Raw genomic sequence first — 14,497 nt, forward strand, 5'->3', positions numbered from 1 at the left:
CCAGTGCGGGATCGAGGCCCGCAATGAACCGCTGGGCATCTCCATGCGCAGCACGCTGTCGCTCAACCATGCCGCAAAAGGAGCTTTCTTCGACGCACCCTGGGTTGCGCCTGCGGAAACCCTCGTCACAGGCACGCTGTGCGACGTACCCTGGGGGCGCGATGTGGAGCACGTCGTCGCTCTCGTCCCCGGCGAACGAACGACGTTGATCCTGCTGTCGCGCCGCGACGCGGAAGTGAGCACCAAGCAGAACACCGCCGGCGAGCCGCGGGACGACCTCAGCTTCAAGAACACCACGCCCATCGCGATCGCGGATGTCCCCGCCGATTGGCCCGACGATGTGATCTGGTGGGGAGGGGCCATGCTGCGCACGGCCCAGATGGCCGGAGCCCTCGAAACCACGCTGGATCTGAGCACCCGCTACGCCACCGAGCGGGTTCAATTCGGCAAGCCCATCAGCGCATTTCAGGCCATTCAGCACCAGTTGGCGCAGATGGCTCAGCACACGGGCAGCGCGCTCGTCAGCGCCGAGGCCGCCTTCGCGGAATCGGGCAGCCAACTGGCGGCCTGGCAGATTGCCGCGGCCAAGGTCTGCGGCGCAGAAGCCGCCGGTGCGGTGGCCGCCATGGCCCATGCAGTGCACGGCGCCATCGGCTTTACGCACGAGCATGCGCTGCAGTTGGGCACCCGCCGGCTCTGGGCCTGGCGCAGCGAGTTCGGCAACCAGGGGCACTGGACACAGCGGCTGGGAAGGGCCGTCGCCCAAGGCGGCTCTGCCTCGCTGTGGCCTGCCGTAACCAGTGGCCGCCTGGCAGCCCTGTCCTCCACATGAATTCCCACCCCATGAGCGAACAAAGCCCTACCCCCTTCTTGCTGATCGAACGCGACGGCCCCGTGCTGACCGCCCGGTTGAACCGTCCCGAGACGCGCAACGCCCTGACCGATCCCGCGCACATGGATGAACTGGTGGCCCTGTGCCGCCAGATTCGTGCAGACCACAGCATCAAGGCCCTGGTGCTGACCGGCGAAGGCAGTGCTTTCTGCGCTGGCGGCAATGTGAAGGACATGCAGCAGCGCGGCGGCATTTTCGCGGGCAGCCCCTACGAGGTGCGCGACAGTTACCGCGACACCATCCAGCGCATTCCCCTCGCGCTCTACGAGCTCGACGTGCCGGTGATCGCAGCGGTGAATGGTCCTGCGATTGGCGCGGGCCTGGATCTGGCCTGCATGTGCGACATCCGGATTGCGAGTGACAAGGCCCTGTTCGCGGAGAGCTTCGTCAAGGTCGGCATCGTGCCCGGGGACGGTGGCGCCTGGCTGCTGCCGCGCGTGATCGGCATGCCCAAGGCCAGCCTCCTGGCCTTCACCGGCGACACCATCGATGCCGCCAAGGCGCTGTCCTGGGGCCTGGTTGCCGACGTTTTTCCCGCCGACCAGTTGCTGGGCCAGGCACAGGCGCTCGCCCAACGCATCGCCCTCAACCCGTCGCATGCGCTTCGGTTGACCAAGCGCCTGCTGCGCGAAGGCCAGCATGTGCGCCTTGACACGCTGTTGGAGCTCTCATCGGCTTACCAAGCGTTGTCCCACCACACCGAAGACCACCTCGAAGCCGTCAACGCCTTTCTGGACAAGCGCCCCGCGCAGTTCACCGGACGCTGATGGCGAGCCCCCAGAACCAGGACATTTCCATGCGCCCCGTATTCCGAGAAGACCACGAGCAGTTCCGCGAACAGGCCCGCCGCTTCATTGAACGTGAGATCGTGCCCCACCTGCATGCCTGGGAGGCCGAGGGTATCGTGCCCAAGAGCGTCTGGCTCAAGGCTGGCGAAGCCGGCTTGCTGTGCTCCACTGTCCCTGAAGCGTACGGCGGCGCGGGCGGCGATTTCGGCCATTCGGCCGTGATGATCGAAGAACTTGCGCGGGTCAACGCCACCGCGGTCGGATTCACCACACACTCGGAAATCGTCGCGCCCTATATCGTGGCCTACGGCACGGAAGAGCAGAAGCAGCGGTGGCTGCCCAAGATGGTGAGCGGCGAGACGATTGGCGTGATCGCAATGAGCGAACCCGGCATAGGCAGCGACCTGCGCAGCATGCGCACCACCGCCGTGCGCGGCGACGACATCTACACCATCAACGGCCAGAAGACCTTCATCACCAACGGGGGCAACGCGGATCTTGCCGTGACGGCCACCAAGCTGGATCCGGCAGCCAAGGAACTGACGCTGATCTGCGTCGAGACCGACCGGCCTGGTTTTTCCAAGGGCCGCAGGCTCGAAAAAATCGGACTCAAGGGCCAGGACACGTCGGAGCTCTTCTTCGACAACGTCTCGGTTCCAATGGCAAACCGGCTCGGCGAAGAAGGCCAGGGCTTCAAGTACCTGACCCACCAACTGGCCTGGGAACGCACCATCATCGGCATCCGCGCGGCCGCATCGATCGACTCGCTCATCGAGCAGACGATCCAGTACACCCGTGACCGCAAGGTGTTCGGCAAGACAGTGTTCGACTTCCAGAACACCAAATTCAAGCTCGCCGAATGCAAGGCCCAGGCCACCATGCTGCGCGTGTTCGTCGACGACTGCCTGGCCAAGGCGATGCGTGGAGAACTCAGCGCGGAAGTCGGTGCCATGTGCAAGCTCATGGGCTCCGAAATGCAGGGCAAGATCCTGGACGAACTGCTGCAACTGCACGGGGGCTACGGCTTCATGAGCGAGTACATGATCAGCCGCGCCTGGGTCGATGCCCGGGTGGCGCGCATTTACGGCGGAACCAGTGAAATCATGAAAGAAATCATCAGCCGATCGCTCTGATTACCGATTCAATTTTAAGGAGACCCCATGCCGCAAATCATCTATGTCACACCCGATGGCAAACGTACCGAGCTGGACGTGGCCGAAGGCACGAGCGTCATGCAAGCCGCGCTCGCCAATGGGCTTCCAGGCATGAACGCCGACTGCGGCGGCGCCTGCCAATGCGCGACCTGCCACGTATACGTCGAGCAACCCTGGGCCGAGCAGCTCAGCTCTATCGACGATACCGAAGATGCCATGCTGGACTGCACAGGCGAGCCCCGTCAGCCCCACAGCCGGCTGTCGTGCCAGATCATGGTCACGGCGGCCCTGGATGGTATGGTGGTGCGCTTGCCCGCAGCGCAGTAGCGGGCGGGCACGGGGGCCCGGTGCGGAGCCCCCCATCAACTCGCCACCGCTTCGTGCACTGCACGCCCATCTCCCCGCGTCCCGCCAGACGGCCCGCATGCGAAAGGGAAGCTTCATGATCAAGCGCCCAGACCACTTCACCATCGTGACAGATCAGTTGGAGGCGACGCGGGCTTTCTACGTGGATCTGCTCGGCATGCGCGAGGGCCCGCGCCCCCCGTTTCCGGTTCCGGGGTTATGGCTCTATGCGGGGAATCAGCCCATCCTGCATGTGGTCGCTGTGGATCGAATGCCTATGCCCCGTCGTGGCGCGCTCGATCACATGGCCTATTGGGCCGAGGGATTGCAGGAGACCGCCGCCGCCTTGCGTTCGCACAATGTGGGGCTGCGACTCATCCGTGCGCCAGGATCGGTCAGGACATGGCAACTGTTTTTCTCCGATCCCAATGGCGTTGAAGTCGAACTGGACTTCGCCGAAACCGAAACCCCGCCCCAAGACTGGAAAACTTTTTCCAGCAGCCCCCGCTAGATCAGGCCTTCATAGCTGCCGCCGTCGACCTGCAGATTCTGGCCACTGATGTAGCCCGCCTGGGCCGAGCACAGGAAAGCGCAAGCATCCGCGAACTCTTCAGGTCGCCCAAACCGCTTGGCGGCGACCGGTTTGAGCAACTCCGCGCGGGCTTGCTCTTGGGAAATCTGCCTGCGCTGGGCCAGTTGCCCAGCCATGTATCCGATACGGTCGGTCTCGATGCGTTCGGGCAGCAGGTTGTTGATGGTGACGTTGTCCCGAACCACCTCGTTGGACATGGCCTTCGAGAAGGCGGTCAGGCCCGCTCGCGAGGCCGTCGAGAGTCCGAGCATCAGCTTCGGCGATTTCACCATGGCCGACGTGATGTTGACGATGCGCCCAAAGCGGCGCTCCCGCATCCCGGGCACCACCGCCTGGATTAGCAGAATGCCGCTGAGCATGTTGCTCTCGACGGCCGCTATCCACGTTGCGTGGTCCCATTGCCCGGCTTCGCCTGGCGCTGGCCCGCCGTTGTTGGTCACCAGAATGTCAGGGGACGGACAGGCGGCCAGCAGCGCGGCGCGCCCCGCCTCGGTGCCGACATCCCCCATGACGGCGACCGGAGGCTGGCCCGACACCGCCGCGATCTCCGCAGCGGCTGCATGCAGCGCCTGCGCATTGCGGCCATTGATGACCACCATGCAGCCTTCCCTCGCGAGCGCCAAGGCGCATGCCTTCCCGAGTCCTCTCGAAGAAGCGCAAATGATGGCCTTGCGGCCAGCGATGCCCAGATCCATCGGTCACTTCCTATTCGAGCTTGCCCATGCGCCGAACCGCCTGGTTCATGCGTGCAGCGTCCTGACTCCAGAATGCCCGGAACTCGTCCGCGTCGAGGTAGGCGGGAGTTCCCTCCGCCTTGAGCAGCGCTTGCTTGAATTCGGGATTCTCGGCGGCGATGCGAAATGCCGACTGCAACCGCTCCATCACGGCCGGCGACACGTTAAACGGTACGAAGGCCCCCGTCCAAGGCAGCACGCCCACGTTCAGTCCCGAGGCCTCGGTGCTTGGAGCGGACGGGAACTGTGGCCACGCCTCCGCCCCCACGGTGGCCAGGACGCGCAGCTTGCCCGCCCGGACATGGGAAGCGATCGAGGAACGCGGCAACATCGTGAAATCGACCTGGCCGCCAAGCAGCCCCGCCATCAGGGGCGCGCCTCCCGCATAGGGGATGTGGTTGAGCTTGAGCCCGGCCTCATGGGCAAAGATCTCCACCGGAATGTGCACGGTGCCGTAGTTCCCTGACGAGCCATAGCTCATCTCGCCGGGCCGCGAACGCGCACGGACCATCAGGTCGCTCAAGATTTTCAGAGGGCTATCGGCCCTCACCACGATAGCCAGCGGATCGGTGCTGATGCGCGCCACCGGCTTGAGCTGGCTCAGCAGGAATGCCGGCTTTTGCTGGTTGACTTGGGCTTGCTCAGGCAAAGTTGACAAGCTCGACAGCGTGAAGAGGATCGAATAGCCGTCAGGCTTGGCGCTGGCGACGGCGGCCGCGCCGATCGCACCGGCCGCGCCCGCGCGGTTCTGAACCACCACGGGCTGGCCAAGCGCCCGCTCCAGCGACGGCGCGAACTGCCGCGCCACGCTGTCGGCAAGGCCTCCAGGCGGAAAAGGCACCACCAGGTTCACGGGCCGACTAGGAAAGGCATCCTGGGCAGCAAGCGGATTGGAAGCGATGCTGGCCGCACTCACGAGCAGCCAACGGCGACGAGACATCTGGAACGGGTTCTTCATGGGAACTCCTTCAATCCCACACCACGTGCACTTCATGGGGGCCGCGCAACTGGGCTCCGGAGATCCGAGGAGCGGGCCTCGCAGGGTCCAGCCGCAGGTTGGGCAATAGATCCAGCACGGCATTGAGCGCCACCTGCATCTCGGTCTTGGCGATGAACTGGCCGATGCACATGTGCGGACCGAAGCCAAAACCGAACGAGGGCTTGGGCTTGCGGTCGATGTCGAACCGATCGGCCTGCTCGAAGGCATCCTCATCACGATTGGCCGACATCACGATCGCCTGCACCATCGCGCCCTTCGGGATCTGCGCGCCACCGATCTCCAGATCCTCGGCCGCCTGGCGCACCTTGAATGTCGCGACGGGCTCGAACCGAACCGCTTCGTCGATCGCCTTGCCGACCAGCGCGCGATCATTGCGCACACGCTCGAGCAGTTCCGGCCGCTCCAGCAGCAATACCAGCAGCGACCCGAAGGTGCGCGTGGTGGTCTCACCGGCGGCCGGCAGCAGCGAGCGCACGAAGGTCGAGATCTCATGGTCGTCCAACTGGCGGCCCTCGTACTCAGCGCGAATCAGCCTGCTGATCAAATCCTCCCCCGTCGCGCCTTCGGCCCGCACCTGAACTACCGCTTCCTTGACTGCGTCATAGAGCATCTTGGCGGCCTCCATGGCCGCTCCGCGCGCCCGGGCTGCCTTTTCCGGGTCGACCTGGGGTCCCGCGAGGATGGCCAGGGCCCAGGCGGCGACCTGGTGGATGCGCTCTGGATCATTTTCCGGAAAACCGATCAGCGAATAGATCAGTCGGATGGGAAAGTGCAGCGCGAAGTCCATCAGGTCAGAGCGCTTGCAGGCTACCAGCGGCAGCAGGTATTCATCGCGAATGATGGCGTCCATCTTCGGCTTCCACCGGGTGACCACGTCGGGCATGAAGACCGGTTGCAGCAGTGCCCGTGCCCGGCGGTGCTCCTCTCCGTCCATCCCTGTCAGGATCAAGCCGTCAAAAAAAGCGCCCAGGCCTTCCGCGATGAAGCCACTGGTAAAGCGGGTCGGATCCCGAAGCACCGCCATCACGTCACGGTACTTGAAGACCGTGAACGTCGGACGGTTCGCATCTTGGCCCGCGATATTGGGCACACCGAGCCCGGCCATGAAGTTTTCCGCCACCACGGGGGAATTCCGGCGCATGGCGGCGTAGACCGCATGGAGATCGACGTCGGATCCGCGGTAGTTGTCCGCGACCCCCGCAAATGCCCGTTCAAGGGATGAAGTTCTGGTGCTGGTCATCGCAGGCCTCCTTCGCAAACTATGCATGGCGCTCGGTGATTTATAGACATTTTTTCGAATTGTGCATCAATTAACACATATCAAATAACTCGTAAACCCGTGAAGGCACATAGTAAACACCTATGTCATTCCGATGAACATATGAGCATAATCAAAAAAAGTGTTCAATTATTCCATGCACAACCATTCCTCAAGCCCGCCTCTCTCTGAGGCTCGCCGTCCAAAGGCCCAAGGAGTCGGCGAAAGCACTGGCCGCGTGGCCGGAGCGGCGAGGCAGGTTGACAGAACCCTCTCGGATGGCCAATACCTCGATGAATGCGCTGTAGGCCGCCCGATCATGGACGCGCATCTGCCTCCGATCGACCCAATAAAGGATCAACATCCCTTGGGTGATCACCGCCGCCGGGTGGCGCGGGAGCGGCGCGAGCGCATGCGCGAACGCCTGATTGCGGCCACCATGGACGCCTACCGCAAGAGCGCGGGAAAACGCCGCCCCGTGATCGATGACGTGATCCGTGCGGCCAATGTCTCCCGCGGCACTTTCTATAAATACTTCGACACGCTGGACGAAGTTCTTGCGGAGATCGGCCGCACCACAGCGAGCGAAATGCTGCAGAGTTTCGAACGCCTATTCGAGCCCCTGGATGACGGCGCAGTGATGCTCGCCACGGGCCCGTTGATGGCGCTGGCCCGTGCGGCGATGGATCCTGCCCATGGCGCCATAGTTTCGCATGCGGACTTGGTCGATCGCATCAACGGCGACGATCCGCGCCGCCAATTGGCTTTCCGCAGCCTGAACTATGGACGCGAGCAAGGCGTCTTCCAGTTCGACTCGATCGAGGCCGCCTTCGATCTGGTGATAGGCACCAGTGTCGAAGGGGCTCGGCGCATCTCCCGTACGGGACAGCTCAATGGGGCCTGCATCCGCGAGACCGTGGTCATGATCCTGCTCGGCCTGGGCATGAAGCTCCCGGCGGCCAGGATCGCCGTGGCCATCGCCTGGCAGCGGCTCCAGGATGCGTCCGAACACTTGCATTGGTGGAAGCCAGTCGCGCCCGCCTAAGCCCGCCCTCTTCTTTTCCAGGAATCTGTATGAGCACTACACCTCTCTATGACGCCATCGTCATCGGCGCAGGCCACAACGGGCTGGCCAGCGCCTGCTATCTCGCCGCCGAGGGCCGCAAGGTCATCGTCGTCGAATCCCTCGGCAAGGTCGGTGGCATGGCCTCCTCCGGCTATCTGATACCCGAAGCCCCAAATCATCTGGTGCACCCCTGCGCCCTCGATCTGATGTCTCTGCGCGTGCATCCCATGATGCCGCAGGAGCTCCAGTTGGAGCGCCACGGCTTTCGTCAGACCGAAATGGAGCCTGGCTATGTCTATCTGCATCCGGATGGCAACTCACTCGTATTCGGCCGCAGCGCGGAGCAGACCGCCGCTGAGATCCGCCGTTTCAGCACGGCAGACGCCACGGAGTTCCTGGCCCTGATGCAACTGGTAAACACCTTCATCGACTTGGCGATCCCCATGATGCGGGTCGATCCCGCGCAGATGAACCTAGGAGCGAAATGGCAGGCGCTCAAGGTGCTGATCAAGAACCGGCACCTCAGGCCGGAACTCATGGGCTTGATGAAAAGCCCCGCCTACACCTCCATCATGGAACGGTTCGAGCACCCGGTCACGCAATCCGCCCTGTGCTGCCTGCTGGGTGCCGCCGGCCCTATCACAGGCGAGGGTACCGGGGTCTATTTCGCGCTGCTGGGTTTCATCCAGCGCTTCGGCCTGGGCCGCGCCGTGGGAGGCATGCAGACTCTGTCTGACGCCCTGGCGGCCCGCCTGACGGAACTGGGGGGCGAGATTCGGCTCAATGCTCCTGCTGCTGAGATCGTGGCCCGTGGCGGTCAAACCCAGGGCGTCCGGCTTGCCAGCGGCGAAGTGCTCGAGTCACGCAGCGTTGTCGCGGCGGTGCACCCCAAGATTGCCCTGAATATGGTGACACCTGGCGCCATAGAACGCCGCTACCTGACGCGGGTCGATCTGGCGCCAGCCAATGCCCACGGCGGCTCGCCCATGAAGATCGACGTCGCACTTCGCGGCCAGGTTCGCGCCAGCCGCCACGAAGCCTTGCGCGCCGACGGACTGAGTCTTCGCAAGAGCGTGCTGCTGATCGGCACCGTGGAAGCGGTGCTCGACAACTTCAAATGCGCAGCGCGTGGCGATGTCTCCCGACTGCCCTATCTGTGGGCCACGGCACCGAGTGCCGTGGACCCCACGCAGGCCCCCGAAGGCCAGGACATCGCCTACCTGTATCCGATCGCCATGCCCCTCGAACCACGCGAAGGATGGGATGCCATCCGTGCCCCGGTGACACAAATGGTCATCGACCAAACGGACGCGTACCTGCCAGGGCTCAAGTCACAGGAGATTGGCCGCCGCGCCGAAGCAGCACCCGACTTCGCCAGTCGGCTGAATGTTCCCAACGGCTGCGTGGTGCACATCGACACCGGTGCCTCGCGCACAGGGCTCATGCGGCCGGCCTTCGGGCTCGGCGGCGACACGTTGCCGGTGAAGGGGCTGTTCTTCGGCGGCGCCGGCATCCATCCCGGCGGTGGCATCAATGGGCTGCCGGGCCGCATAGCCGCTGGCCGCGTGAAACGCTATCTGAAGTAAGTCCGTTATCCCCACTTTCCCATATCCATCCCTAAAGGAGACGCTCCATGAATACCACGACCAAAACCACCACCGAGAACGCCCAGAAGCTCGAAGCGGCCTATGCCAGCGTGTCCGACCTCTATCGCGGCAAAACGGACGACCTGTATGCCGCCTGCCGCGAGATGCGCAAGACCACACGCGTCTACGAAGGCGACTTCATTGCCAAGTTCCTTGGGGTTCCGACCAACGCCGGGTTGCAGACCCGTCCGACCTACGCCGTGTTCCAGTATCAAGACGTGATGAATGTGCTCAAAGACGCCAACACCTTCACCAGCGGATTCATCCTCGAAGGCATGGGCAAGGTGTGGGATGGCCTGATGATCCTGGGCATGGACGGCGAGGCCCACCGCAAGGTGCGCGCCCTGCTGCAGCCGGCGTTCATGCCGGAAAACGTGAACAAGTGGCGCCCGAAGATCGACCGCGTCGCGCGCGAGGATTTCATCATGCCTCTGCTGCCCGACAAGAAAGCCGACCTCATGGAAATGGGCCTGAACTTTCCGGTGCGTGCCATGTATGCCCTCGTAGGCTTCCCGGAAGACAACCCCGATCAGTACAACCAATATGCAGTCTGGGCGCTATCGATGCTGGCGGCCAACCAGCTTGACAAAGCCAAGGCCGAGGAAGGCCGCCGAGTCGCCGCCATTGCGGTCAAGAGCCTGTACGACGCGCTCATGGAGCAGGTCCAGCGGCGCCGCGCCGAAGGTGCAACGGGCGATGACCTCATTACCCGCCTGATGAACGCCGAATACGAGGGCCACAAGCTCGACGACCACGAGGTCGCGACCTTCGCCCGCTCGCTGCTGCCCGCTGCCGGTGAGACCACCACACGAACCTTCAGTGCGGCGATGACGTTCCTGCTGACCATCCCCGGCCTGCTCGACCGCGTGCGCAACGACCGCAATCTGGTGCCCAAGCTGATCGACGAAGCCGTGCGTTTCGAGCCCTCCTCCACGTTCAAGGTGCGCGAGACTTCCGCCGACGTACAGATCGGTGACGTGACGATCCCCAAGGGCTCCTTCGTCCAGTGCATGGTCGCCTCGGCCAACCGCGACGAAAGCGCCTTCGAGAATCCCGACGTGTTCGACATCGATCGACGCCAGAAGCCGTCGTTCGGCTTCGGCTTTGGCCCGCACATGTGCATTGGCCAGTTCGTGGCCAAGCTCGAACTGAACTGCGCGATCAACGGGATTCTGGACCTCATGCCCAACGTGCGGCTCGACCCCGAGCAACCCGCGCCCAAAATCGAAGGCGCCCATCTGCGCGGGGCCAAGAGCGTGCACGTCATCTGGGATTGATCAGGAAGGCCCCTCCGATCATGCGAACCTTCGACACGATCCCCGAGCGCTCCGACTTCGCCTACCAATGCCTGGTCGGCCCGCAAAAGGTCAGCGGCGCCAGGCTGGCCGATCTGCGCGACCACTTCGGCCTCAAGCTCACCAAGCACATGCCGTTTGGCAGCGTGCGCGACGATGAAGGCCACATCTACTCGGTGGTGCGGGCTCTCAACGCGCCGGACAGCACGCCCAACCCCACCAAGTTCATCTACCAGAGCACCCGCCTGGATGGCCAGAACATCCGCATCGACAAGGAAAAGATCGCCCCCAGAGCGCTCACCCTGTTTCCCGCACGCGGGCTCGATGGCGACACCGCCTGGTGGTCCAGCCATCCAGAGGATCCCGGTCAGCCCTGGCGGCTGACCGCCTCTGGCACCGGGTTCAGTTGGCGGGAAGAAGGCTTGCTCGACCTCACCGGCCAACTCATCGGCAATGGCATGCAGTGGTATTTGCCCGGGGTGGACTGGGGCACCTTCTACGTCGCACAGCTCTACGACGTGCAGGGCACCTGCGAGGGCAGAAAGGTCAAGGGCATGATTTCCCTGGACCAGGCCTGGATGGCGGAAGGCGGCGCCATCCACATGCACAAGGACCTGGTCGTCAACAACAAGATGCATGTCATCTGGTGGAACTTTGCCACGATCTACAAGGACGGGAGCTGGGATGTCGGCTCCTTCCTGGTCGGCCACGACAAACTGGGCTACGCCATTGTCCAGAACGAAAAGGGCGAAGTTCGCTGCACCACGGATATCGAAGGCACGGTACGCCATGAAAAGGACGGCTGGTTCGCCGAGGACGCGCGAATCATCCTGGAAGGCAAAGAGGAATGGGAGTTCCTGCCCGACCCCAAAGGCCGGATGCTCGACTTCGTGGGCGGTTTTCCCATCACAGCCCAGCAGGAAGGGCGATGGCGCCGGGTAGGCGATACGCGCGAGCCCGACCGCTGGATGGCCTGGGGCGAAAGCGACAAGCGCAATGGCACGGCACGCAACGTCCGTGGCACCGAAATCTGAACTGGAGACCATGTCATGGACAAAACCACCATCGAACACTTCCTGCACGCCCAGGTGCGGGCCTGGAACGCCGGCGACAAGGAAGGCTTCTTCGCTGCCTACCGCTCCGTAGCGCCCGAGAGCCTACAAATCGAGTATGTCGGTCGAGGTCCTGCGGCCGAAGGCTGGACGATCCTGGAAGGCATGTGGGCGCAGCAAAATTCCAAGATCGAGATCGAAGAAGTGGCCCTGATCATCAATGGGAGCGAGGTCGCATGCCACAACCGGAACAAGGTGCGGGGCAATTCGCTGACCATCGAGACCATCGAGCTATACCACTTCGACAATGGCAGGCTGACCGTGCGCTATTTCATTCACCAGCCTTGAAGCAGTGAAAGATGCCCTGCACCCGACCCGAAAGCCTTGGCAAGCGCGCTCCGCAGCTCTGCCGCCATCGCTGAACGAGCAACACCACGGCCGGTGCTTGAGCCCCTGCGAGGCAGACCGTTAGCCGCGCGTGACGGTTGCCCGCTGGGCCTATAGCGAAAGTGCTCTGCCGAAACTGCAGATCCCGGAAATCATTGCGATCTCATCCCGTTTCCATGGGCTGCCGACATGAGTGCTGCCTTCACAAAGATAAATCACCATGCATCAGATCCCTTCAGAACAGATCAAGCGCTTCATGAGCGGCCAAGTCCGCTGCTGGAACAACCACGACAAGGCCGGCCTGCTGGCCCTGTACCGCGAAGCGGCCCCAGACCTCCTCGACATCGAATACGTGGGCCGCACGCAGCAGGCCGATGGTTGGCTCGTCATCGAAGAGATGTACGACAAGCACAACCACCAGTTCCGCCTAGAGGTCGTGAGCACCATCATCAACGGCAACGAGGCCGCTGTGCACCACCGCAACTGCATCCTCGGCACGAACCAAGTGATCGAGAGCATCGAGACCTACCGGTTCGGTCCCGGCAGCCTGCACGTGCGCTACTTCCTCAAGCCTCCGGAGGATGCCGTCGTGAACCTGGAACAGTTCCGCGGCTTCGCCGCCACCCCGTCGCAGGACACCCCATGAGCAAGCCCGCGCTTCCCGGCCCCCACGTGGGCCGCTTCAAGGACCAGGTTGCCATCGTCACCGGTGGCGCTTCCGGCATCGGCGAGGCCACCTGCCGTCGCCTCGTCGCCGAAGGCGCCACCGTGGTCGTGGCCGACGTCAACGCCGAACGGGCCGCAGCGCTGGCTTCGGAGCTGGGCCCACGTGCCAGTGCGCAGGTCTTCGACGCCGCAGACGTGCGAAGCATCGAGCGACTCGTTCAGGGCACGGTCGAGCGCTTCGGGCGACTGGACGTGCTGCATAACAATGCCGCATTGAGTTCTCCGGTCATCCATGCCAAGGACAAGAACGCCATCGACATCGAATTCGAGGTCTGGGATCAGGTCATGGCCGTGAACCTGCGCGGCTACCTGGCGGGTTGCAAGTACGCGCTGCCGACCATGATCGCCCAAGGCGGTGGCGCGATCGTGAACACCGCGTCGACCGGCGGCTTCTCGGGCGACATCACGCGCATGGCCTACAGCGTGTCGAAGGCAGCCATCATCGGCCTGACCCGCCAGATTGCCACCCACCATGGCGCCCAGGGCGTGCGCTGCAATGCCGTCGCGCCCGGCCTGGTGCTCACTCCCGGCACGCGTGGCGCGGCCGCGAGCGTGATCGACGTAATGCAGCGCCACCTGCTGGTGCCCGAGTTCGGCGAGCCTGAGGACATCGCAGCGCTGGTGTGTTTCCTGGCCTCAGGCGAGGCGCGCTACATCAACGGGCAGACGTACATCGCCGACGGCGGCATGCTGGCGCACAACCCGACCATGGCCGACCTCGTCGACATGGCCAAGTCCAAGAAGAGCAGTTGAACCACGTGAACCTCTTCCATAGCGGCTGGCGCAAGGCGTTGGACAAATCGGCCTGATGCCACACACCCCCGCCGACGCCGACTCGCTGCTCGCCCCGTTCCGAGGGTCGGGCTTCCGTTACCTGTGGCTGGCCTGGCTGTCCGGCAACATGACCATGTGGATGCACGAGGTAACCGCCGCCTGGCGCATGGCCCAGCTCACCGACAGTCCCGCGTGGGTGGCCTGGGTACAGGCGGCCGGCACCTTGCCGCTGTTCGTGCTGGGCCTGGCCAGCGGCGCGCTGGCCGACCTGCTCAACCGCAGGCGTTTTCTCGCCGTGGCGCAAGCCTGGATCGCCGTTGTGGCGGCCGTGCTGGCGGCGCTCGCAGGCACCGATGCCCTGACCCCAGGAACGCTGTTGCTGCTGTGCCTGCTCAATGGCGTTGGACTGGCGTTGCGGTTTCCGGTGTTCTCGGCCCTAGTGCCGGACCTGGTGGAGCGGCGCCTGCTTGCCTCTGCCCTGACCCTCAACGCCCTGGCCATCAACCTGACGCGGGTGCTGGGCCCTATCGTCGCGGGCATCGTCCTGGCCTGGCAGGGAACGGCGATGGTGTTCGCACTCAACGCCGTGCTGTCCATATTGGCCGGCGTACTGATCTGGCGCGCTCCCATTGTCCCCCATGTTCCCCCCGCCGAACGCCCGCGCCTGCTGCAGGCCATGCGCGATGGCGTGAGCCATGCCCGGACCTCTCCCATACTGCGGGCGGTGCTGTTCCGCGCTTTCATCTTCTTCACCCAGGCCGTGGCGCTGGTGGCCTTGCTGCCCCTGG

The 14,497-nt window shown here is 63.9% G+C and carries 16 protein-coding genes; 13 read left to right on the forward strand and 3 right to left on the reverse strand.

What is annotated here, in order from left to right:
* From QZ709_RS09160 to QZ709_RS09180, 5 genes are all read left to right on the forward strand, one after another.
* A partial coding sequence (locus tag QZ709_RS09160) for an acyl-CoA dehydrogenase family protein (protein WP_294636975.1) occupies positions 1–832 on the forward strand: 832 nt, incomplete at its 5' end.
* Between the two features lie 11 nt (positions 833–843).
* Entirely contained in the window at positions 844–1,659 is an 816-nt protein-coding gene (locus tag QZ709_RS09165; protein WP_060987151.1) for a crotonase/enoyl-CoA hydratase family protein, read from the forward strand.
* A gap of 29 nt (positions 1,660–1,688) precedes the next feature.
* Positions 1,689–2,813 carry an acyl-CoA dehydrogenase family protein gene (locus tag QZ709_RS09170; protein WP_060987194.1) on the forward strand — a complete coding sequence of 375 codons (1,125 nt, stop codon included), beginning with the start codon at positions 1,689–1,691 and terminating at the stop codon, positions 2,811–2,813.
* Between the two features lie 27 nt (positions 2,814–2,840).
* On the forward strand, positions 2,841–3,161 hold the full coding sequence (locus QZ709_RS09175) for a 2Fe-2S iron-sulfur cluster-binding protein (RefSeq protein ID WP_060987152.1): 321 nt from the start codon (positions 2,841–2,843) through the stop codon (positions 3,159–3,161).
* A 115-nt stretch (positions 3,162–3,276) separates the two neighbouring features.
* Entirely contained in the window at positions 3,277–3,690 is a 414-nt protein-coding gene (locus QZ709_RS09180; RefSeq protein ID WP_060987153.1) for a VOC family protein, read from the forward strand.
* On the opposite strand, the gene QZ709_RS09185 is transcribed toward QZ709_RS09180, so the two are convergent.
* The 3 genes from QZ709_RS09185 to QZ709_RS09195 are packed head-to-tail and all read right to left on the reverse strand — an operon-like array spanning position 3,687 to position 6,745.
* Complete coding sequence (locus QZ709_RS09185) at positions 3,687–4,466, reverse strand: SDR family oxidoreductase (RefSeq protein WP_121506358.1); 780 nt, start codon at positions 4,464–4,466, stop codon at positions 3,687–3,689. The two genes, QZ709_RS09180 and QZ709_RS09185, sit on opposite strands and share 4 nt — an antisense overlap.
* Positions 4,467–4,476: 10 nt before the next feature.
* Complete coding sequence (locus QZ709_RS09190) at positions 4,477–5,463, reverse strand: tripartite tricarboxylate transporter substrate binding protein (protein ID WP_294636976.1); 987 nt, start codon at positions 5,461–5,463, stop codon at positions 4,477–4,479.
* Positions 5,464–5,473: 10 nt separating this feature from the next.
* On the reverse strand, positions 5,474–6,745 hold the full coding sequence (locus tag QZ709_RS09195; RefSeq protein WP_121506356.1) for a cytochrome P450: 1,272 nt from the start codon (positions 6,743–6,745) through the stop codon (positions 5,474–5,476).
* Between the two features lie 337 nt (positions 6,746–7,082).
* Here QZ709_RS09195 and QZ709_RS09200 point away from each other — a divergent pair, with 337 nt between their 5' ends.
* From QZ709_RS09200 to QZ709_RS09235, 8 genes are all read left to right on the forward strand, one after another.
* Positions 7,083–7,808, forward strand: coding sequence for a TetR/AcrR family transcriptional regulator (locus tag QZ709_RS09200; RefSeq protein WP_158603247.1), 726 nt, complete (start codon positions 7,083–7,085; stop codon positions 7,806–7,808).
* Positions 7,784–9,415 carry an NAD(P)/FAD-dependent oxidoreductase gene (locus QZ709_RS09205; protein ID WP_294636978.1) on the forward strand — a complete coding sequence of 544 codons (1,632 nt, stop codon included), beginning with the start codon at positions 7,784–7,786 and terminating at the stop codon, positions 9,413–9,415. Before QZ709_RS09200 ends, QZ709_RS09205 begins: the two co-directional genes overlap by 25 nt.
* Before the next feature lie 47 nt (positions 9,416–9,462).
* Positions 9,463–10,752, forward strand: coding sequence for a cytochrome P450 (locus QZ709_RS09210; protein ID WP_060987161.1), 1,290 nt, complete (start codon positions 9,463–9,465; stop codon positions 10,750–10,752).
* Between the two features lie 20 nt (positions 10,753–10,772).
* Positions 10,773–11,804 (forward strand): hypothetical protein, encoded by a 1,032-nt coding sequence (locus QZ709_RS09215; protein WP_060987162.1) that lies wholly within the window; start codon positions 10,773–10,775, stop codon positions 11,802–11,804.
* Between the two features lie 15 nt (positions 11,805–11,819).
* Positions 11,820–12,170: a nuclear transport factor 2 family protein gene (locus QZ709_RS09220; protein ID WP_060987163.1), complete on the forward strand. Its 351-nt coding sequence runs from the start codon at positions 11,820–11,822 to the stop codon at positions 12,168–12,170.
* 259 nt (positions 12,171–12,429) lie between these two features.
* Positions 12,430–12,855, forward strand: coding sequence for a hypothetical protein (locus QZ709_RS09225; RefSeq protein ID WP_063460654.1), 426 nt, complete (start codon positions 12,430–12,432; stop codon positions 12,853–12,855).
* Positions 12,852–13,688, forward strand: coding sequence for an SDR family NAD(P)-dependent oxidoreductase (locus QZ709_RS09230; RefSeq protein ID WP_060987164.1), 837 nt, complete (start codon positions 12,852–12,854; stop codon positions 13,686–13,688). Before QZ709_RS09225 ends, QZ709_RS09230 begins: the two co-directional genes overlap by 4 nt.
* Before the next feature lie 55 nt (positions 13,689–13,743).
* A partial coding sequence (locus QZ709_RS09235) for an MFS transporter (protein ID WP_294636979.1) occupies positions 13,744–14,497 on the forward strand: 754 nt, incomplete at its 3' end.

Source organism: uncultured Aquabacterium sp. (assembly GCF_913773725.1).
Taxonomy (GTDB): domain Bacteria; phylum Pseudomonadota; class Gammaproteobacteria; order Burkholderiales; family Burkholderiaceae_C; genus Aquabacterium.